General features: G+C 75.1%; 18 protein-coding genes. 9 read left to right on the top strand and 9 right to left on the bottom strand.

Annotated elements, in window-relative coordinates:
* Positions 1-58: 58 nt before the first annotated feature.
* The 3 genes from ACFVTF_RS25510 to ACFVTF_RS25500 all read right to left on the bottom strand — a co-directional run bounded on the left by ACFVTF_RS25510 (position 59) and on the right by ACFVTF_RS25500 (position 3,716).
* The gene (locus ACFVTF_RS25510; RefSeq protein WP_387816780.1) at positions 59-1,351 is read right to left on the bottom strand and encodes an MFS transporter; all 1,293 of its coding nucleotides are present in this window, start codon (positions 1,349-1,351) and stop codon (positions 59-61) included.
* A gap of 389 nt (positions 1,352-1,740) precedes the next feature.
* Positions 1,741-2,829: a PP2C family protein-serine/threonine phosphatase gene (locus tag ACFVTF_RS25505; RefSeq protein ID WP_387816778.1), complete on the bottom strand. Its 1,089-nt coding sequence runs from the start codon at positions 2,827-2,829 to the stop codon at positions 1,741-1,743.
* 233 nt (positions 2,830-3,062) lie between these two features.
* Positions 3,063-3,716, bottom strand: a complete 654-nt coding sequence (locus ACFVTF_RS25500; RefSeq protein ID WP_387816776.1) for a maleylpyruvate isomerase family mycothiol-dependent enzyme — start codon at positions 3,714-3,716, stop codon at positions 3,063-3,065.
* Positions 3,717-3,787: 71 nt separating this feature from the next.
* Here ACFVTF_RS25500 and ACFVTF_RS25495 point away from each other — a divergent pair, with 71 nt between their 5' ends.
* Positions 3,788-4,750: a LysR family transcriptional regulator gene (locus ACFVTF_RS25495; RefSeq protein WP_387816774.1), complete on the top strand. Its 963-nt coding sequence runs from the start codon at positions 3,788-3,790 to the stop codon at positions 4,748-4,750.
* A 33-nt stretch (positions 4,751-4,783) separates the two neighbouring features.
* Here the strand turns inward: ACFVTF_RS25495 and ACFVTF_RS25490 are convergent, their stop codons facing one another.
* Positions 4,784-5,926 (bottom strand): erythromycin esterase family protein, encoded by a 1,143-nt coding sequence (locus ACFVTF_RS25490; protein ID WP_387816772.1) that lies wholly within the window; start codon positions 5,924-5,926, stop codon positions 4,784-4,786.
* An 89-nt stretch (positions 5,927-6,015) separates the two neighbouring features.
* Between ACFVTF_RS25490 and ACFVTF_RS25485 the strand changes: the two genes are divergently transcribed.
* Positions 6,016-6,777, top strand: coding sequence for a TioE family transcriptional regulator (locus ACFVTF_RS25485; RefSeq protein WP_387816770.1), 762 nt, complete (start codon positions 6,016-6,018; stop codon positions 6,775-6,777).
* Between the two features lie 33 nt (positions 6,778-6,810).
* Here the strand turns inward: ACFVTF_RS25485 and ACFVTF_RS25480 are convergent, their stop codons facing one another.
* A complete protein-coding gene (locus ACFVTF_RS25480) occupies positions 6,811-7,710 on the bottom strand; it encodes a BTAD domain-containing putative transcriptional regulator (RefSeq protein WP_387816768.1) in 900 nt (299 codons plus the stop codon).
* A gap of 235 nt (positions 7,711-7,945) precedes the next feature.
* On the bottom strand, positions 7,946-8,599 hold the full coding sequence (locus tag ACFVTF_RS25475) for a ScbR family autoregulator-binding transcription factor (RefSeq protein ID WP_387816766.1): 654 nt from the start codon (positions 8,597-8,599) through the stop codon (positions 7,946-7,948).
* 461 nt (positions 8,600-9,060) lie between these two features.
* On the opposite strand from ACFVTF_RS25475, the gene ACFVTF_RS25470 reads away from it, so the two are divergent.
* From ACFVTF_RS25470 to ACFVTF_RS25460, 3 genes are all read left to right on the top strand, one after another.
* A complete protein-coding gene (locus tag ACFVTF_RS25470) occupies positions 9,061-10,065 on the top strand; it encodes a ScbA/BarX family gamma-butyrolactone biosynthesis protein (protein WP_387816764.1) in 1,005 nt (334 codons plus the stop codon).
* A gap of 275 nt (positions 10,066-10,340) precedes the next feature.
* Entirely contained in the window at positions 10,341-10,871 is a 531-nt protein-coding gene (locus ACFVTF_RS25465) for a DUF5959 family protein (protein ID WP_387816762.1), read from the top strand.
* Positions 10,872-11,040: 169 nt separating this feature from the next.
* Positions 11,041-11,706 (top strand): response regulator, encoded by a 666-nt coding sequence (locus ACFVTF_RS25460; protein ID WP_387816760.1) that lies wholly within the window; start codon positions 11,041-11,043, stop codon positions 11,704-11,706.
* Between the two features lie 43 nt (positions 11,707-11,749).
* On the opposite strand, the gene ACFVTF_RS25455 is transcribed toward ACFVTF_RS25460, so the two are convergent.
* From ACFVTF_RS25455 to ACFVTF_RS25445, 3 genes are all read right to left on the bottom strand, one after another.
* On the bottom strand, positions 11,750-13,039 hold the full coding sequence (locus ACFVTF_RS25455; protein WP_387816758.1) for a sensor histidine kinase: 1,290 nt from the start codon (positions 13,037-13,039) through the stop codon (positions 11,750-11,752).
* 119 nt (positions 13,040-13,158) lie between these two features.
* Entirely contained in the window at positions 13,159-14,547 is a 1,389-nt protein-coding gene (locus ACFVTF_RS25450; protein WP_387816756.1) for an FtsX-like permease family protein, read from the bottom strand.
* Between the two features lie 5 nt (positions 14,548-14,552).
* Positions 14,553-15,329: an ABC transporter ATP-binding protein gene (locus tag ACFVTF_RS25445; RefSeq protein ID WP_387816754.1), complete on the bottom strand. Its 777-nt coding sequence runs from the start codon at positions 15,327-15,329 to the stop codon at positions 14,553-14,555.
* Between the two features lie 299 nt (positions 15,330-15,628).
* Here ACFVTF_RS25445 and ACFVTF_RS25440 point away from each other — a divergent pair, with 299 nt between their 5' ends.
* From ACFVTF_RS25440 to ACFVTF_RS25425, 4 genes are all read left to right on the top strand, one after another.
* Complete coding sequence (locus tag ACFVTF_RS25440) at positions 15,629-17,803, top strand: serine/threonine-protein kinase (RefSeq protein ID WP_387816752.1); 2,175 nt, start codon at positions 15,629-15,631, stop codon at positions 17,801-17,803.
* Positions 17,804-17,890: 87 nt separating this feature from the next.
* A complete protein-coding gene (locus tag ACFVTF_RS25435; protein WP_387816750.1) occupies positions 17,891-18,436 on the top strand; it encodes a hypothetical protein in 546 nt (181 codons plus the stop codon).
* Positions 18,433-19,344 carry a ketopantoate reductase family protein gene (locus tag ACFVTF_RS25430; RefSeq protein ID WP_387816748.1) on the top strand — a complete coding sequence of 304 codons (912 nt, stop codon included), beginning with the start codon at positions 18,433-18,435 and terminating at the stop codon, positions 19,342-19,344. The genes ACFVTF_RS25435 and ACFVTF_RS25430 overlap by 4 nt, the downstream gene beginning before the upstream one ends.
* A 187-nt stretch (positions 19,345-19,531) precedes the next feature.
* Positions 19,532-19,933, top strand: coding sequence for a hypothetical protein (locus ACFVTF_RS25425; protein ID WP_387816746.1), 402 nt, complete (start codon positions 19,532-19,534; stop codon positions 19,931-19,933).
* Positions 19,934-20,048 lie beyond the last annotated feature (115 nt).

Below are 20,048 nucleotides of genomic sequence, written 5' to 3'. Positions count from 1 at the left end.
TCCGGTTTCGGTTCGGTTCGGACGTCAGGCGGCGGGGCTCGTCGGGCGGCCGGGTGCGTCAGGCGGCGGGGCTCGCGACGGGCTCCTCCCCGGCCGTGGCGGCGGTGTCCGCCGGGAGGTCCCGCAGCCGGCGCAGCGGCGACAGCAGCAGCGGCACCGGGACGAGCAGGAAGCCCGCCGCGCACAGCCACAGCGCGGCGCGCGGTCCGGCCGCGTCGGCGACGGTGCCGCCGATGAGCGCGCCGATCGGCAGCGTGCCCCAGACCAGGAAGCGCATGGTGGCGTTCATCCGGCCGAGCAGCTCCGGCGGGCACAGGCTCTGCCGGAAGCTCACCTGGGCGACGTTGTAGGCCACCGCGCCGAACAGCACCACCGCCGAGGCGATCCCGAACAGCACCACGCCCGCGCCCCGGCCGGACAGCGGCCACAGCACCGCGAACGGCGCCGTCACCACGGTGGCGAGCCAGATCAGCCGGGCCTGGCCGAGCCACGCCGCCAGCCGCCCCGCGCACAGCGCCCCGGCCAGGCCGCCGACGGCGGAGGCCGACAGCAGCAGGCCGATGGCGCCCGGCGCGAGGTCGAGCACCCGCACCCAGAACACCGTCTGCACGGCCGCCAGCACGGCGGCGAACAGGTTGGACACGGCGGTCGCGGCGGCGATCGCGCGCAGCAGCGGGTGCTTGAGCACGAAGCGCACGCCCTCGGCGACCTCGGCGCGCAGCGACCGTCCGGGCGCCGGCTCCGGTCGGGGCTCCTCGACCCGGATCCGGGCGAGCAGCAGGGCGGAGGCCAGGTAGCCGACGGCGTCGGCCACGATGGCGAGCGACGCGCCGAGCAGTTGGACCAGGCCGCCGCCGAGCCCGGGCCCGACGATCTGCGCCGAGGAGCGGACCGTCTCGATCGCGCCGTTGCCCCCGACCAGTTGCTCGCGCGGCAGGACGGACGGCAGGAAGGACTGGTGGGCGACGTCGAAGAAGACCGTCGCCACCCCGGTGACCAGCGCCACCAGGTAGAGCTGGGCCATGGTCAGCACGCCGAGCGCGGCGGCCGGCGGGATCGACCCGACGGCGAGGCAGCGCACCACGTCGGCGCGGATCAGCACCGGGAGCTTGCGCATCCGGTCCAGCCAGGCTCCGGCCGGCAGGCCGACCAGCAGGAACGCGGCGGTCTCGGCGGCGGTCAGCAGGCCGACCTCGAAGGGTGTGGCATCGAGCACCACCACCGCCACCAACGGGAGTGCGACCAGGGTCACCTGGCTGCCCGTCTGGGCCGTCGCGGCTCCGGTGAGCAGGAGTCGGAAGTCGCGGTGGCCGAGCAGGCGGTCGCGGCGGGGGCTTGGCGTCTCGTTCATCAGTGCGACTTTCGGTCACCACTTCGCTACTGGGCAAGCATCGCGTCCGTTTCAGGACGAACCACGGGTCAGCCTGATCACGCCACTCCCGCGACCCGCCCATACGGCCCCCATACGACCGGGCGCGCTCCCGCCGGGACGTCCGCGCAGGCCGCCGACCTGGGGCGGACCACCCGCGCGGCCACCCGGCGCACCGCGGGCCCCGCACGTCCAATTCGCCGTCCGCTATGCGGGCATTCGCATTCCGGCCACCGGACGCCATCACTCAACTTGGCTGGATCATGCGAAACACTGACTGCCCGTCACCTGATCGTGATATCAGCCGCGCCGCGGGAGGCCGTGAGAAGAAGCACCCGTACCGCCGAACCGGCCGGACCGGGCCCCGCCGCTCAGTCCGCCTCCCGACAGGTCACCGCCAGCACCGCCATGTCGTCGTCCCGCGGCCCGCCCGTCCACCGCTCCACGTCCGCCACCAGCGCGTCGACGGCCTCCTGGGGACCGTCGAACGGGCCGAGCGGGCCGAGGGCGGGCAGCGGATCGTAGAACTCCCCGGCCGCGTCCCGGGCCTCCGTCACCCCGTCGGTCACCAGCAGCAGCGTGCACCCCGGCGGGAACGGCCGGGTCTCCGGCACCGGCCGGGCCACACCCAGCGAGCCCATCCCGAGCGGCAGCCCCGGGTCGGCGGCGTCCAGCCGGCGCACCGCCTCCGGGCCGCCCAGCAGGTACGGCCCCGGGTGCCCGCAGTCGAGCGTGCGCATGACGTCCTCACCCGGCGGGAACTCGACCAGCAGCGCCGTGATGAACCCCTCCAGCCGTACTTCCTCGGCCAGCAGCGTGCTCTCCCGGGTGAGCGCCCGCTCCAGCCCGTCGGCCAGCGCCGCGAGGTCCGGCGCCCGGTGGGCGTCCTCCCGGAACGCGCCGAGCAGCACCGACACCGCGCTGACCGCCTGCAGCCCCTTGCCCCGCACGTCCGCGATCAGCACTCGTACGCCGTACGGGGTCTCCTGCAGCGCGTACGCGTCGCCGCCGATCAGCGCCTCGGTCTGCGCCGCCCGGTAGCAGGCGGCGACCGACAGCCGGCCCACCCGCGCGGGCGGCTCGGGCAGCACCGCCCGCTGGGCGGCCTCGGCCACCGACCGCACCTGCGCCAGCTGCTCCCCGTGCCGGGCGACGACGCGGTTGACCCAGACGCCGAGCAGCGCGGCGAAGGCCGTGTTCACCAGCTCCAGGTAGCCGTCCTGGGTGCCGATCGAACCGTCCCGCACGGCCAGCACGAGGATGCCGGTCACATTGGCGACGCCCACCGCGAGGGTGTCCCGCAGGGTCAGCAGGGCGCCGGTCAGGACGGCGGCGGCCGCGAGGAGCGGGTCGCCCCAGTAGTCGGCGGGGTCCAGGGAGTTCCAGACGAGCCCGCCGACGATCAGCAACCACGGCGCGAACCGCACGTACGGCGGCCACTGCTCGGACCTCGGGGCCATCGGAGACCTTGCTTCCCGTCTCACCGCCTATCCGGAATGGGCGATTCCGATCCTAGCCACCCCTGCGCGGCCCGCGCGCGCCCGACTGCGCCGCGGGGAGCGAACCGCGCGGTGGCGCCCCTCGGCCACCGGGGCCGGGGCGGGCCGAAGGCCGTGGGTCGGCCTGGTGTTCTGCTCCGGTACCTGCACGGTGCCCTCGCCGACGGCCGGGTAGCCGGGAGCGGACGCGCCCGCTACCCGTCCAGGGCGAACCGCCCCGCGCCCGGGCCGGTGAGGAGGCCGGGCGGCAGCCGGCGCCCGTAGGTGAGCAGCAGGAGGTGTTCGGCCCGGCCCTCCACCACGGCCGGGCCCTCGCCGTACGCCCAGGCGGTGTCGGTGGCCCGCAGGTGGACGCCGTCGAGCCGGGCGCCGAAGAAGCGCAGGCTGCGGCGGGAGACGGTGGCGAGCAGGGCGGTGACCCGAGGCAGCGGGAGGCGCGAGGGCAGGCCGAGCGCGGTGGTGATGTCGAGGCCGTGGACGACGTCGTGGGCGAGGGCGGCGATCCGGCCGCCGACCGGAGGGCGCCAGGGGTGTTCGGCGTGGTCGGCGAGGGCGGCGACGAGTTGGCGGTCGGTGAGGGCGGCGGCGTCGCGGCGGGCCACCCGGTCGGTCATCCGGTGGAGGGAGCCGCCGGCCCGCACGAGGTCCGCGAGGTTGCGGGCGGTGGAGTGGCGGAAGCCGGTGCTCATGTGGGCGGCGACCTCGCGAACGCGCCAACCCGCGCACAGCGAAGGGGAGTTCCACTGGTCCCGGGAGAAGGTGGTGAACACCTCGGCGAGTTCCCGGCGTTCGGCCGCGATCTGCTCGCGGACCCGGTCGACGGCCTGGTCGTGCTGCACGGTTCCCATGCCTCCAGCCTGCGGCCGGGGCCCTCCGTACGTCCAAGACCGGGGAGTTCTTCCACCTATCATCAGAAGTTATGGAACTCCGGCAGCTCCAGTACTTCGTCACCGTGGCCCAGCAGGGCAGCTTCACCCGCGCCGCCGAGCTGCTGCACCTCACCCAGCCCGGGGTGAGCGCCCAGATCCGGCAGCTGGAGAAGGAGTTGGGCCACCGGCTGCTGGACCGCGGCGGGCGCGGCGTCCGGCTCACCCCGGTCGGCGAGGCGGTGCTCCCGCACGCGCGGGCGGCGCTCGCCTCCGCCGCGGCGGCGCGGCAGACGGCGCAGGACTTCGGCGGACTGCGGCGCGGGCACGTCCGGCTCGGGCTGGTCTCCGGTGCGGCGCTGGGTCCCGTCCCGCCGGCCGGGGCGGACGGCCTCCCCGGACTCGCCACCACGCTCGCCGCGTTCCGCCGCGACCACCCGGGCATCGACCTCTCGCTGGCCGAGGACGGTACCGCGCGGATGCTCGGCGCCCTGCGCGAGGGGCTGTTGGACCTCGCCGTGATCGGCCTGCCCACCGCCGCGAGCGGACGGGACGAGGACGACGGCTGGCGGACGCTGGCCGGGCTCGCCCTGCACACCGTGCTGGAAGCCCCGCTGGTCGCCGCCTTCACCGGGCGCCACCCGCTGGCCGGCGGACCGGACGGCCCCCTGCCGGTCGCCGCGCTGGCCGGGCACGCCCTGGTGAGCACCCCGCGCGGCACCGGCCTGCGGACGGCGCTGGAGCAGGCCCTGGCCGCGGCCGGCGCACACCCCACGGTCGCGGTCGAGGCGGCCGCCCCGCCGCAGCTGGCCGAACTCGCCGCCCACGGGCTGGGCGTGGCCGTGCTGCCGGATCCGCCGCCCGCCGCCGGGCTGCGGATCCGGCCGCTCACCGACCCCGTCCCGCTGGTGCGGATCGCACTGGCCTGGCCGACCGACCGCCCCACCGCGCCGCCCACGGCCGCGCTCCTGGGCCACTTGCGGACGGCCTATCCGGGCCCGGGGCCGCGTACCTGACGCTGCCGGGGGTCCGTCCTCCGCAGGCCGCCGTCAGAGTGCGACGGTGGTCCCGTCGCCGATGTGCAGGATCGCGTCGGCCTCGTCGAGGACCGCCCGGTCGAGCGGGAAGTAGCCCTGCTCCGGCGTGGTGTCGGTGCGCGTCCGGCCACCGGCGGCCGCACCGGAATCGGCCAGTCCCCAGGTGGCGGCCCCGCGCTGGAGCGCGCCCTCGTGGGTGTCCGGCTCTGGCTCCTGGAGCCCGACGGCCTCGCTGCGGCCCAGGCTGCCGGGGACGAAGGTGTACGGCTCGTCCAGGGAGCTCAGGATCGCGCCGACGCCGCTCCAGGCCAGGTCCAGGTCCCCCAGGCGCATGGTGCTCGGCTGCCGCTGCAGGTGGAGGTTGTGGGCGAAGACCAGGGTTCCCCCTCGGCGGGCCTCGCCGCCGCGGATGTCGAGGAGGTTCTGGGCCATGAGCACGTCCCGGGTGCCGAGGAGGCCGGACAGCCGGGCGCCCGGTTCCAGGCGCTCGGCCGACTGCCGGTGGTAGCGGAGCAGGCCGAGGCCGGCGGTGAGGTGCGTCCTGGCCCTGAGCCACTCGGCGCGCGAGGTCGCCGCGACCAGTTCCGGGGCCCGCGCGTACAGCAGGGTGAGCAGGTCGTCGGCGATCGTCCGCAGCTTCTCCGCCTCGGCGGAGGCGCCGGGCGACATCTCCGGGTCCAGGACCGCCTCGGGCCGGCTCCAGCGCTGGTCCTCGCCGACGAGGCCGGCGAGGTCGAGGTCGAGCCCGAGGTAGTCGCGGGCGTGTTCGAGGTAGCGCCGCGGGCTGGGTGCGCTGGTGTTCTCCGTCTGCGCGTCGAAGCCGTGGAAGGCCAGACGGTCCGCCGGCGGCCGGCTCCGGTTGTACTCGCGCATCCAGGCGACCAGCCGCCGGTTGCCGTCCAGCTCTCCGAAGCCGTGGGAGAAGCCCTCACCCATCACCGAGTCGAGGGTGCCCACCCCCTCCTGGACGAAGTCGTTCACGGCGAGCGCGGCCACCCGGTCGGTTTCGAGGGCGATCGACCGGAAGCCCCGGTCGACCAGCTGGGCGAACAGCTCGTTGCGGATCCGCGCGAAGGCCGGTTCCCGGTGGGTGGGTTCACCGAGCGCCAGCAGTGCGCATGACGGAGGGACGAGGTCTCGCAAGTCCTGACTCATGGCCCTCAAGCGTATCCTTGAAAGAACGGTTGAAACTTTTCCTGCTCCGACCGCCCGATCCGCCGCTAAAGTCTCTAACCGGTGACCGCATGCGCCCCTCCGACCTCGCCCGCCGGCACGGCCTCTCGACCCAGGCCGTACGCAACTACGAGCGGGACGGCTTCCTCCCGCCCGCCGAACGCACCGCCAGCGGCTACCGCGTCTACACCGAGGTGCACGCGGCCGCGCTCGACGCCTACCGCTCGCTCGTCGCGGCGTACGGCCACGCGACCGGCGGCCGGATCATGACCGCGCTCCACCGGGGCGGGCTCGACGACGCCCTGACGGCCATCGACCTCGGCCACGGCCAACTGCTCCGCGACCGGGACACCCTGGACGCGGTGCGGAAGGCCGTGCACCACCTGACCGCTCGGCCCGGCGCGGCGCGGGACCTCGCGGCGGATCCTGCGGCGGGCCCGCCGGCGGAGCCCGCGGTGGACGGCGCCGCCCTGAGCATCGGCGAACTCGCCCACCGGCTCGGCGTCACCCCGGCGACCGTGCGCAACTGGGAGGGCGCGGGCATCCTCACCCCCGCCCGGGACCAGGCCAACGGGCACCGCGTCTTCCGCGCCGACGACATCCGCGACGCCGAACTCGCCCACCTGCTCCGGCGCGGCGGCTACCCGCTGGACCACATCGCCACCGTGGTCCGACAGGTGCGGACGGCCGGCGGCACGGCCTCCCTGGCCGACGCCCTCGACGGCTGGCAGCGCAGGCTCACCGCCCAGGGCCTGGCCATGCTCGACGCGGCCGCCCGGCTCGGCCACTACCTGGGCCTGACCGGCCACCCGCGGCCGGACCGGGGGTCTTAGCCAGCGGTTCGGCGGGCCGTCTCCCCGGCGGGCTCAGCCCACGCGGGTGAGCCGGGTGGTGCGGGGCGGGGTCTGATCGGCAGGGGTGGCTATGCCTGCGGGGGTGGTGGGACCGGCGGGGGTGGTGGGGCCGGCGGCACGGTCGGGCTCGGGGCGGTCGGGGTTGGCGAGCAGGATGGAGCGCTGGAGGCGTCGCAGTCCGGCCGAGGGTTCCATGCCCAACTCCCGTACCAGGGTGTTGCGCAGGCGCTGGTAGGCCTCCAGGGCCTCGCCCCGGCGGCCGGAGCGGTGCAGGGCGATCATGTACTGGCCGTGCAGGCTCTCGTGGGTGCGGTAGCGGTCGACCAGGACGGTGAGTTCGGCGAGCAGGACGCGGTGGCGGCCCAGCCGCAGGTCGGCCTCGATCCGCTGGTCCAGCGCGCAGAGCCTTGTCTCCTCCAACCGCCTGGCCTCGACGGCGAGTTGACCGCCGAGCGGGACGTCGGCGAAGGCCGGACCGCGCCACAGGCCGAGTGCCTCGCCCAACTGGCGGGCGGCGAGCGGGAAGTCACCGCCGTCCATGGCCCGGTAGCCGAGGCCCGCGAGGCGGTCGAACTCCTGGTGGTCGACCAGTCCGCCGCCGCTGTCGAGCCGGTAGCCGCCGGGCGAGGTCACCAGGACGTCCTTGGCTCCGCACGCTCCCCCGGCGTCGTCACGCTGGGCGAGCGCCCGGTCGATGAGGTCGCGCAGTTGGAGGACGTAGGTCTGGACGGTGGTGCGCGCGCTGCGCGGCGGATGGCCGGACCACAGTTCCTCGGCGAGGACGCCCGCCGAGATGACCTGGTCGGCGCGCAGGGCCAGCAGGGCGAGCACTTGCCGTGGCTTCGGCGCCGAGGGCACCACCGACACCCCGCACACCTGGACCCCCAAGGCCCCTAACACCCGGATCTCCATGACGTCCACCCCAATCCAGACGGATCGGCGGCCCCGACGGCCACCGGCCGGCCGGTGCTGCGGCTACCGCACAGCCGAGCACCAGGTGCTCATCCAAAAACAGGACGGACGGTTTGTCAATACAAAACCGAACGAGCTGTTTGTTTTTGAACGGACCATCGAACTCCGGACTGCGACGACCCACCGGACCGACCGCCGCCGCAAGTGCCGTCGCGTCAGCCCCGGGCGCGAGCCGTCAGGCGCCACCAGCACGGGCCGCCGCCAGCTCGGCCACCACCCGCTCACCCCGGTCCGAGCCCAGGTCCAGCGTGGCCAGCACCCCGGGGACGGTGATGCCCGGCATCACGTGCCGGTAGAGCACGGCCACCCGCCGCTCCAGATCCGCCCGGCCGGACATCTTCTGGGACTGGATCTGCACGCCCGTCCAGGCACCCGTCATCAGCCACGCCGTCTCGGCCGGCAGTACGTGCGGCAGCAGCTCGCCCCGCTCGCCGGCCGCCGTCAGCACCGCCTCCAGCCGGGCGATCCACCCGGGCGTGGCACCACCGCTGAGGTCGCCGAACACGTCCTGGCCGAGCGAGAGCCGCGCGCCCGCGCTCAGCAGCGGGTCACGCGGCATGAGATGCGCGACGACCATCCCCAGGTCGACGAACTCCTGGAGCTTGCAGTGCCGTTCGGGGATCTCGTCCCGACCGAACTGCTCCTCCACGACGCCCTGAGCGAGCTCCCGCTTCGACGCGAAGTGGAAGTACACCGCACCCCGGGTCACACCCGCACGGGCGACCACCTCACCGATCGTCGCCCCGTCGTACCCGTGCTCGTCGAAGACCGAGGCCGCCGCCTCCAGGATCAGCCGACGCGTCCGGATCGCCCGCTCCTGCCGCACCACCGCAACCACCCCGCCCGAAACGCTCGGCAAACAAAACCAAACACCCTGTATCTTACCCGCCGGTCAACCGGCGATCCCTCCTCCCCAGGTCGCATGCACCCGCCTTCGAGCGAAGGAAAACCGTGTGGACGGCACAGGGCGGGAAAGCGACCGCCACCCCTCCCTCAGTCGACAGATCCGGAATCCGTCTCACCACTTCTGGCCGCATCCCACCGAAAACGGGCCGCCATGATAATGCACCTGTCATCCCGCTTTTGGGGATTCCTTTGCAGGCCAGGCGGCATCCACCCCAGGCTCGGCCCGCCCGGACGGCCATCACGCGACACCTGGAGCGACCACCCGACCACGCTCGGCCGCCAACGAACCTTCGTTCGGGCTCCTTGAAAACCAAACCGGAAGGTACGTATCTTACGAGCCCTGAGCAGCCCACCCCGCCCGCCACGGCCTTCCGGAGCGCTCCCATGACCCTGCTTGCCTACCGCGCCCCCGCCATCTCCCGCGCCGCCGGCGCGGACCACGGCACCGCCCCCGGCCGCACCGCCGGGCCGTCCGAGCCGACCGGACCGGCACCGCGCCTGACCAGCACCGTTGCCAAGGAGTACGTCCACCGGGCCTGCCACGCCGAGGTCTTCCTCACCGGCAGCGAGCAGCTGAACGAGACGACCTTCGCCGTCACCGCGCAGTGGCCGCGCGCCCACACCTTCTTCACCACCCCCGACGGAACCCGGCACGACCCGATCCAGACCGCTGAAACGATCCGCCAAGCCGGGCTCTACCTCGCACACACCCGGTTCGGCGTCCCGCTCGACCACAAGTTCATGATGTGGAACCTCGACTACACCACCCGCCCCCGCCAACTGCTCATCGGCGCGGCGCCCACCGACCTCAGCATCGAGGCCAGACTCGTCCCGCAGCCGCGCCGGAGCGGCACCACCATCGACTTCACCCTCAGCGCCGTCATCCGACGCGGCGCCCACCTCGCCGCCACCGGACACACCCGGTTCACCACCGTGCCGGACTCCACCTACCGGCGGCTGCGCGGGGCACGCCGCGAGGCCGGCCCGGCGCCCGCCGTCTCCGGCGAGCCGCTGGCCCCGGGCCGAGTGGGCCGGATCCGCCCCTGCGACGTCGTCCTGACCCCGGCCGACGCACCCGGCACCTGGCACCTCACCCCCGACCTCTGGCACCCGATCCTCTTCGACCACGCCAACGACCACATCCCCGGCATGGTCCTGCTGGAGGCCGCCCGCCAGGCCACCAACGCGCTCGTCTCACCGGCCACCGTCATCCCCGCCTCCGCCACGACCACCTACCACCGGTACGCCGAGCACGACGCCGCCACCACGATCACCGCCCGGCACACCCCCGGCGACGACCCGGACGCCCTCACCACCACCGTCACCGGCCACCAGAACGGCGAGCCGATCTTCACCACCGTCCTGACCGGCCACGCCGACCAGCGGTGACCGGCACCGACGGGCACTGCCGCGTGCCGACGGGCGCCGACGGGCTCCCGTCGACCCGCGCCGGCCCCGGCCGGTACCGGCCGGTCCCGACCAGGGCGGACCAGCCCTGAGCAGCGCGGACCTCCGGCCGCCCACCGCCCCGCCCGGCCCGTCCGACCTCCACGGTCGGGCGGGCCGTTGGCGCGTCGGAGACGAACCCCTCCCACGGACTGGCACCGGACGAACACCTGCGCGAGGATGTCAGCCCTTGGATTCGCAGTGACCGGGAGTACACAGTGCGTGAAGTCGCTTCGCACCAGAACGAGTTGATCAGGCTGACGGACCGCCCCGGCACCGACGACGCCACCGGACACGAGGGGCGCACCGGCGGCCGGAGCGTACGGGTGCGGGTGCTGGGGCGGCACGCGCCGGGCTCCCTGCTCGGCCACGACTGGCTGGACTGCGAGATCACCGTCACCGCCGACTCGGCCCGCGGGCAGTTCGTCACGCTGGTGACGGAACGTCAACTCCAGCAGTGGGAAGCCGCGCTGGAGCGGCTGGAGCGGCGCGAGGCGGTGCGCTGGCTGGACGAGGAGCACGGCCCGGAGCTACGGATCGAGCCGGGGCGACCAGGCGGCCTCTGGGTGACCGTCTCCGACGCCGAGGACTCCGGCGTCACCCTCCGGGTCGTCCTGTCCCCCGCCCCCGGCTGGCTGGACGAGCAGCGCGCCCTGCTCGAACTCGTCCGCGACGCCTACCCGTTCGAGGTGGTCGAGGTCGCCCCCGGCGTCCACGCGTGGCGCGGACAGCAGGGGGAAGCCGGCTGACGGATTGCCACGATCCTTGTGATGACAGGCCCGCCGCCCGGCGTGGCGAGCAGCCGGGCCTGGCGAGCGGCGGCACGACCGGTCCGGTGGTGGTGGCGGTTGGTGTGGCGGTGGCGGTGGCGGCGGTGGTGGCGGCGGTGGTGGCCCGGCCACCGCCGATAATGGCGACATGATCGAGAAGCAGCTCCGCGTCGTCCTCGCCGAGGACTCGGTGATCCTCCGGGACGGCATGGTCGAACTCCTCACCGCGCGCGGGTGCGCCGTGGTCGCCACCGCCGGGACGGCCCCCGAACTGATCGCCGCCGTCGAGGAGCACCGGCCCGATGTGGCCGTGGTCGACATCCGGATGCCGCCCAGCCACACCGACGAGGGCATCCGCGCCGCCGTCGAGCTCCGCTCCACCTCGCCCGGGGTCGGCATCCTGGTCTTCTCCCAGCACGTCGAGACCGCCTGGGCGGCCCGGCTGCTCGCAGACGGCGCCGCAGGCGTCGGCTACCTGCTCAAGGAACGCGTCGCCCGCACCTCGGAGTTCGTGGACGCGCTGCACCGGGTCGCGGCCGGCGGCACGGCGCTCGACCCGGAGGTCGTCAACGGCCTGATGCACGGCGGACGGCGGAGCCGTGTCGACGCGCTCACCCCGCGCGAACGGGAGGTGCTGGAGCTGATGGCGCAGGGCCACTCCAACCGCTCGATCGCCGGGCTGCTCGTGGTCTCGGAGCGGGCGGTGGAGAAGCACGTCGCCGCCGTCTTCACCAAGTTCGACCTGCCGGCGACCGAAGCCGACAACCGGCGCGTCAAGGCCGTGCTCACCTACCTCGCCGAGAGCGGCGGCTGAGCCGGGAGCAGCGGTTCCGTGGACGGCGCGCCGCGGCCACCCGTCACAGGCGGCTCGGCAGTTCGGCGGTGACCGTCGTCGGCCCGCCCGGCGGGCTGTCCACCCGCAGCACGCCGTCCACCGCCGCGAGCCGTTCGGCCAGGCCCGCCAGGCCCGAGCCGGAACCCGAACCGGAGCTCCCGCCCGGGACGGCGCCCCCGCGGCCGTCGTCGCGCACCGTCAGCCGCACCCGCCCGTCGGCCGCGCTCGCCGTGAGCTCCGCCGCCGCCGCGCCGCTGTGCTTGGCGACGTTGGTCAGCAACTCGGCCGCGCAGAAGTAGACGGCCTGCTCGATCGCCGCGTCCGGCCGTTCCCTCAGGTCCAGCCGGACCGTGACCGGCACCGGCGCGGTGGCGGTGAGCCCGGGCAGCGCTTGGGCGAGGCCGCCGTCCAGCGCCACCGGGTGGATGCCCCGGGTGAGCCGGCGCAGTTCCGCGATGGTGTCGTCGGTCTGCCGGCGGGCCCGGTCGACCAGGGTGCGCAGGCGCTCGGTGTCCGGAGCGCCGGGCGGGCCGGCCGGGCCGGTCCGGGCGTCGCCAGGAGCGTCACCGGTGACCGCACCGAGGGCGTCGTCGGTCAGCGAGAGGGTGATGGCGAGCGCGACCAGTTGCGCCTGCGTCCCGTCGTGCAGATCGCGTTCGAGGCGGCGCAGACGGTCGGTGTTCTCGGCGAGCAGGGTCGCCCGGGCGGTCTCCAGCTCACGTACCCGCTCCTGCGACCGCACCGGGCCGAGCAGCAGCCGGGCGAGACCCCGATCGGCCGCGCTCACCGCCCGCAGCGCCGCCGGCATCGCCGCGAGTACGGCGAGCCCGGCCGGGGCCCCGGCCACGTCCAGCCAGCCGACCGGTCGCGGCCCGGGCTCCAGCAGCCGGACCCACAGCGGGAAGCCCACCAGCCAGACGCAGCTGAGCGGCAGTCCGACCGCGACCAGGAAGCCGAGCACCCCCAGGGGCAGCCGCAGCAGCAGGTAGAGCAGCGCCCGCCAGGCCACCGGGTCGGTCAGCACCGCCCGGCCCCGGGCGATCGCCCCGGACGGCCGGGGCAGCGCGCCCGGGGCCGGCACCCGCTCGCCGAGCAGCCGCCCGACCAGTCGCCGGTGCAGCCCGCCCAGCCCGCGCGCCCCGGCCAGGGCGGCCACCACGAACGGCAGCCCGAGCACGGTGAGCGAGAGCAACGCCCCGGCATAGAGCACGGCCACGGCGTAGACCCCGCCGAGCACGCCGATCGGCAGCCCGAGCAGCGCGAAGGCCAACTCGCCACCGCGCACCGACAGATACCGCCACCGCTCAGCCACCGTCCACCTCACGCTCACAGCAATCACCGCTCACCGCTCACCGCCCACCGCTTCGACGACACACCCAGGCGGCTTCGACCCGGTCCCGCCCCACCTGGCGAAGGCCCGGTCACCCGCCCTCACCCCCGCTCACCGCCGACCGCCTCGACCGCACGCCCCCGGATCGCCCGCAGGCCGGTGCCCAGGATCCCCGGTACCGTCAGCGCCGCCGCGCCCGCCACCACCCAGCCGCACGCGGCGCCGGGCACCACCGGCAGCACCGACCCCGTCACCGCCCGGGCGAACGCCCCCGAGGCGACGGCCGCCACCGCCGCCCCCAGCAGCACGCCGACCGCCGTGGTGAGGGCCGCCTCGACGGACAGCATCCGCAGCAGTTGCCGCCTGGTCGCGCCGACCAGGCGCAGCAGCGCGAACTCGCGCCGCCGGTCGGCCGTCAGGGCGACCAGCGTGTTGACGGTGGAGACGGCCGCGAAGCAGACCAACATCCCCAGTTCCGCCTCGCGGAGCCAGACGTCCGTCGCCTTGGTGACGCTGGTCGCGGCGCCGGTCGTACGGACCACGTGCTCGGCGGTGCTCGTCATGATCAACATGGTGCCCGACAGCCCGACCAGGAGCGCGACCGGCACCACGGCCGAGGAGAGCCGGGCCGCGTAGCCGCGCAGGTTGGCGTCGGCGAGCCAGCCCGCCCCGGGGGCCAGCACCCGTACCGGCGCGCCGAGCACTGCGGCCACGGCCCGGGCGGCGAGCGGCCCGAGCAGGGCGAGGGCGACCAGCAGCACCAGCGAGCCGAGCATCGCCGCCTGCCCCGCCTTGTCCAGTTCACCGGCCCCTCTGGTGGCGGCGAGCCGCAGCAGCAGCACCCCGCCCGCCAGGACGGCCAGCCCGGCCAGCACCCGCAGCACGCCCGTGCGCCGCTGGCCCGAGGTGTCGGCGGTCAGCGCGGCGGCCGGGGTGAGCCGGGTGATCCGTCGGGCGGCGAGGGCGGTGGCGGCCAGGCCGACCAGCAGCACCACCGCCAGTGCGACCAGCATCGGCACCGGCGTCCCGGGGATCCGCAGCCCGGGCGCGGCCAGCCCCCGCCGTTGGAGCGCGGCGAGGAAGCCCCGGGCGGCGAGGGTGCCCGCCGCGCCGCCGGGCACGGCTGTCAGCAGGACGGTCGCCGTGACCTGGGCCCGCACCAGCCGACGCACCTGACGGGGTGTCGCGGCGACCGTCCGCAGCAGGGCGAGGTCACGGTGCTGCTGGCGGAGGGTGAAGCCGAGCGCGTTGACCACGACGAACAGCGCGACCAGGACGGCGATCTCACCGAACGCCCCCGCGATCAGCAGCAGGCCGGGCCCGGCCACCGCCCGCTGGGCCACCGTGGCGGGGGCCGTTGCCTGGGCGGCGACCAGCGAGCCGAACAGCGTCACCGTCGCCACCGCGAGGAACAGCGCCACCGCCAGCCCGGCGAAGGCGGCCGGTCGGCGCCGGATCTGTCCGGCCGCCAGGGAGAGGACGGGGCTCATCGCGCTCACCCGCCCAGCCGGCTCAGCCGCTCGCCGACCTGTGCGGCGGTCGGCCGGTCGAGCTCGTCCACCAGCAGCCCGTCGGCCAGCAGCAGCACCCGGTCCGCGTAGCCGGCGGCCACCGGGTCGTGGGTGACCATCACACACGTCCGGCCGTCCAGGTCCACACCGGAGCGCAGCAGGTCGAGGACGTCGCGCCCGGTCGCCCGGTCGAGCGCGCCGGTCGGCTCGTCCGCGAACAGCACGGCCGGCCGCGCGACCAGCGCCCGGGCGATCGCCACCCGCTGCTGCTGGCCGCCGGACAGCTGCCCGGGCCGGTGCCGCTCCCGCCCGGACAGGCCGACCCTGGCGAGCGCCTCCCGCACCTGCGCCCCGTCCGGCCGCGCCCCCGCGAGCCGCCCGGGAAGTTCGACGTTCTGCGCGACGGTCATCGCGGGCATCAGATTGAACGCCTGGAACACGAACCCCACCCTGGTGCGCCGCAGCTGCGCGAGCCGCCGCTCGGGCAGCCGGGACACCTCCGTCCCGCCCCAGCGGACGGTGCCCCGGGTGGGGCGGTCCATCCCGGCGAGGCAGTGCAGCAGCGTCGTCTTGCCAGAACCGGAGGGCCCCATCACCGCCGTGAACGTCCCCGGCGCGAAGGCCACGGACACCCCCCGCAACGCCCGGACGGCGGCCGTGCCCCGCCCGTACTCCCGGTGCAGCCCGTCCCCGGTCAGGGCCGCGCCCGCCACCTCACCGCCCGTCACCTCACCGCTCGCCGCCGCGGCAGCTGTCGTCATCCCGTTCATGCCCTCCATCCTGGGCATGAACGGCAGCACGATCGATTGGGCTGGCCCCCCGATGCGGGGTTCGGAAAACCGAACCCCGCAGGTTGTCCTGCCTCCGGGCCCAGGACGCGTACGTCGGGTCGAGGCCGTCGCGGCCCCCTCCCGCCCCGGCGCCGTCGCGGTCCGGTCCCACCCCGGCGCCGTCGAGGTCGACCGTCCCGAGCCGCCGTCACGGCGCCCACCGGGGCGGTACTAGGCTGGCTCCCGTTTCGCCGGGGGACGGGGGACGGGTGTCTGAGGACGGGGGTCACGTGACCTTGCTGGAGAACGATCCGCGCGAGATCGGCGGGTACCGGCTGGAGGGCCGGATCGGCGCGGGCGGCATGGGCGTCGTGTACCGCGCGCGGTCGCTGTCCGGGCGGCAGGTGGCACTCAAGGTGATCCGCCCCGAGCTCGCCGGGGACGAGGAGTTCCGGGCCCGGTTCCGACACGAGGTCGAGGCCGCCCGCCGGGTGAGCGGGGCGTTCACCGCACCCGTCGTCGACGCGGACCCCGACGCCCCGTCGCCCTGGCTGGCCACCCTGTACGTCCAGGGCCCCTCACTGGCCGAACGGGTCGCCCGGCAGGGCCCGTTGAGCCCGCCGGAGGTTCGGCGGCTGGCGACGGGCCTCGCGGAGGCGCTGCGGGACATCCACCGCGCCGGGCTGGTGCACCGGGACCTCAAGCCCGGCAACGTCCTGCTCGCCGAGGACGGCCCCCGCGTGATCGACTTCGGCATCGCCCGCGCCCTGGACGGCACCCAGCTCACCAGCACCGGAGTCGCCGTCGGCACACCGCCGTTCATGGCGCCGGAGCAGTTCCGGCACGGCGACACCAGCCCGGCCACCGACGTGTTCGCGCTCGGTTCGGTGCTGGCCTTCGCGGGCACCGGGCGCGGTCCGTTCGGCGCGGACTCCTCGCACGCGGTGGGCTTCCGGGTCGTCTACGAGGAGCCGGACCTCGCCGGGCTGGCGGCGGAGCTGCTCCCGATGGTCGCGGCCTGCCTCGCCAAGGAGCCGACCCGACGGCCCACCCTGGAGACGTTGCTGACCTGGTCCGTCGCGGGCGTGGAGCCTCCCCCGGCCGCACCCGGCACCCGGCCCCCGGCCGCGCCCGAAACCCGGCCCGCGACCGTGTGGGAGCGGCCCGTGGCGCCGCCCGTTCCGACCGAGCCGGACGTCCGCCCGGCACCCCTCGCACCCGCCCTCCCCCCGCCCGCCGGACCCGCCGTCATACCGGCGCCGACCGATCCCGCCGCCCCCGCCCCCGCCGCCTCCCGGCCACGCCGCCGGAAGGCCGCGCTCGTCGTCGCGGTCGCCGTCGCGCTGGCCGCGGCCGGCGGCACGGCCGTCCTGCTGCGGCAGCAGGAGAAGGACAGCGGCGGTGCCGGTGCCCTGCCCCCGGCCGCCTCGGCGCCGTCCACTCCCGGCCAGTCAGGCCGGTCCGGCCCGCCCGACTGCCCCTCGGCGCGCGCCGTCGTGGGCGGAGACGGGCCGTTGAAGACCGTCATGAGCCGTTGGACGGCCGACTACCACCAGGCGTGCCCCACCGCGAACGTGGCCACCGCCGACCTGGGCGGCACCGCCGACCAGCAGTTCGTCGCCGGCCAGGTCGACGCCGTCACCTTCGACGACGCGCCCCTGGGCGACGAGGCCGCCGGCCTCGGCAAGCGGTGCACGGCCGCCCGTCCCGCCAAGCTCCCGCTCGCCGCGCTGCCGATCGCGGTCGTCTACAACGTCCCCGGGCTCGACTCGCTGGTGCTGGACGCCCCGACGGTGGCCCGGATCTTCAACGGCCAGATCACCAGCTGGCGGGATCCCGCGATCGCGACGCTCAACCCCGGCCGGATGCTGCCCGACTCGGCCGTCACCGCGGTCCACCCGTCGACCGAATCGCCGGTCACGCTCGGCTTCACCCGCTACCTCGCCGAGGCCGCGCCCGCCGCCTGGCCGTACCCGACGGCCGCCCGCTCCTGGCCCGCTCAGGCGGCGGGCGGTCTGGCGGTCGGCGATCCCGGCGCCGTCCGCCAGACGGTGACCGGCAAGTCCGGCGCGATCGCCTTCCTCCCGCTCAAGGACGCCGACGGGCTGCGGACCGCCAAACTGTCCGCCGGCTCCGGTCCGGTGGCCGCCACCACCGAGGCCGCCACCACCGCCCTGGCCGGAGCCAAGGTCACCGGCACGGGCGCCGACCTGACGGTCGACGTCGACCACGCGAACCCCGGTTCCGGCGCGTACCCGCTCGTCCAGGTCGGCTACGCGGTGTTCTGCGGCACCGACGCACCGGACAACCGCGGCAACCGGCCGACCCAGGCACTGGCCGGCCTGCTCTCCCACGCGGTGAGCGCCGCCGGCCGGCCCGCCGCGACGCAGCTGGGCTACGCCGCACTGCCGCCCGCCCTCGCCCGTCAGGTCACCGACGCGCTGAACGGCCTGACGGCCGGCTGACCCGGCAACGGTGGGCGGCGGGCGACCGGTCACGACGCCGGTGCCCCCGGGCCCCGCGCCGCCCGTCCGGCAAGGGATCATGAACGGGTGACCATCGACCTGCTGCCCGGCCACGGCATCCGCCTGCCCGCGCCTCTGCCCGAACTGCGCTTCGGCCTCACCGAGGCGACGGTCCGCCGACTGCTGGCCCCGCACCACGAGGCGCTCCCGGGCGGTGTGCACCCCACCTTCGTCTGCGGCTCCGGCTGGGCGCTGCACTTCACCCTGCCCGGGGTCGGCGTCACCCTCTGCTCGGGCCCGGGCGAGCGCCTCCGGACCGTCTTCCTCTCGCGCTGCCCGGTGGAACCGGCCGAGGGTGCGGCCGCCTGCCCGGTCGGCCTGCACGGCGTCGACGTCTTCGGCTGGCCGGCCCACGAGGTGGTCGAGGCGCTGCGCGGCGGGGGCCTGCCCGTCCCCGACCCCGCCCACGGCAACATCCGGTACGACACGCTGCACCTCAGCCGGAACACCCCCGTGCGCTGGGCCCCGGCCGGCGGGCGGAAGCCGCGCCACGAACCGCCGTTCACCTTCGGCCTCGTCTCCCTCTCCTCCCCGCAAGCCCACCCCTCACCCCCTCACCAGGAGTCGACATGACCACCACCCCCGCGACCACCTCCGCGACCGCCCCCCTCACCGTCGCCGTCCTCGGGCCCGGCGGCGTCGGCGGCCTGATCGGCGGACTGCTCGCGCGCGCCGGGCACCGGGTGATCTGCCTGGCCGGCGAGGAGACCGCCGCCGTCCTGAACCGGGACGGACTGCACATCCACAGCGAGCAGTTCGGCGAGTTCACCGCCCGGGTCGAGGCCGCCACCGAACTGCGCGAACCAGTCGACGCCGCGTTCGTGACCGTCAAGGAGACGGCGCTGGCCGACGCGCTCGACCGGATGCCGCCGCAGGCCCTCGGCTCCGCCGTGGTGGTGCCGCTGCTCAACGGAATCGACCACGTCGCGGCGCTGCGCGAGCGCTACCCGGCCGGGCGGATCGCGGCCGGCACGATCCGGGTCGAGGCCACTCGGACCGCGCCCGGGCGGATCGAGCACACCAGCCCCTTCGCCGTGCTCGAACTCGCCGGACCGGTGGTGGACTTGGCCGAGCAGCTGCGGCGCACCGGCCTCGATGTCACGCTTCGCGAGGACGAGACCGCGATGCTCTGGAGCAAGCTCTCCTTCCTCGCCCCGTTCGCGCTGCTCACCACCCGCCACCGCAGCGAGGTCGGCGTCGTGCGCACCGAGCACCGGCCCGAACTGCTCACCGTCCTCGACGAGATCGCGGCCGTCTCCGGCGCGGCGGGCGCGCCCGCGGACGCGCAGGCACTGCTCGCCGCCTTCGACCGGGTGCCCGGGTCGATGAAGTCCTCGATGCAGCGCGACGTGGAGGCCGGCCGTCCGATCGAACTGGACGCCATCGGCGGCGCCGTCCTGCGGGCCGCCGCCGCGCACGGGGTCGACACCCCGGCCCTCGCCGGACTGGTGCGCGACCTCTCCGGACCGGCCGACCGGTAGCGGTTCCGGCCGACTTCACGTCACGGGGCGGCGCCCGTGACGTGAAGTCGGCGCAGTCGAGACCGGAACCTGATGCTCCATCAACTTCCGTTCCTGGCCGACGGTAAAGGTTCACCCATGATTCACCCTATCGGGCGGAACCAAGAGCGGGCGATCAGGCGTTGTTGCCGGCGGGAGGGATACAGACATGACAAGGAAACCGTACCGACTGGCCGCCGCCGCACTCGCGCTGCTCGCCACCGCTCCACTGCTCAGCGCGTGCAAGGACGTCGACCAGGCACTCGACTGCGGCAAACAGGCCGTCAGCATCACCGGCGACATCCAGGACCTCGCCTCATCGGCCATCAACGTCGGCCAACTCACCGACCAGGACCGTCGCAAACACACCTCGGACGCCCTGAAGAAGGTCGGCGACGACATCAAGAAGCTCCGCGACCACAACAACGGGGACAAGCTCGACAAGGCCACCGACAAGCTGAACAAGGCCGTCTCCAGCGCCCAGGACAACGTCTCCAAGGGCAAGATGCCCGACATCGGGGCGATCACCGACGCCGCCGGCGACGTGACCAGCGCCTGCGCCGGGTCCTGAGCCACCGACCGCACCGCCCGCTCCCGGCCCCGCACCCGCGGGGCCGGGAGCAACCCGGGCCCGCCCCGGCCTGTCGCCACCGACCGGGCCCCGCCGGACGGTAGGAATGGCACCG

The organism is Kitasatospora sp. NPDC057940, assembly GCF_042887425.1.
Classification (GTDB): domain Bacteria; phylum Actinomycetota; class Actinomycetes; order Streptomycetales; family Streptomycetaceae; genus Kitasatospora.
This window is presented reverse-complemented; position numbering and strand designations above follow the sequence as displayed.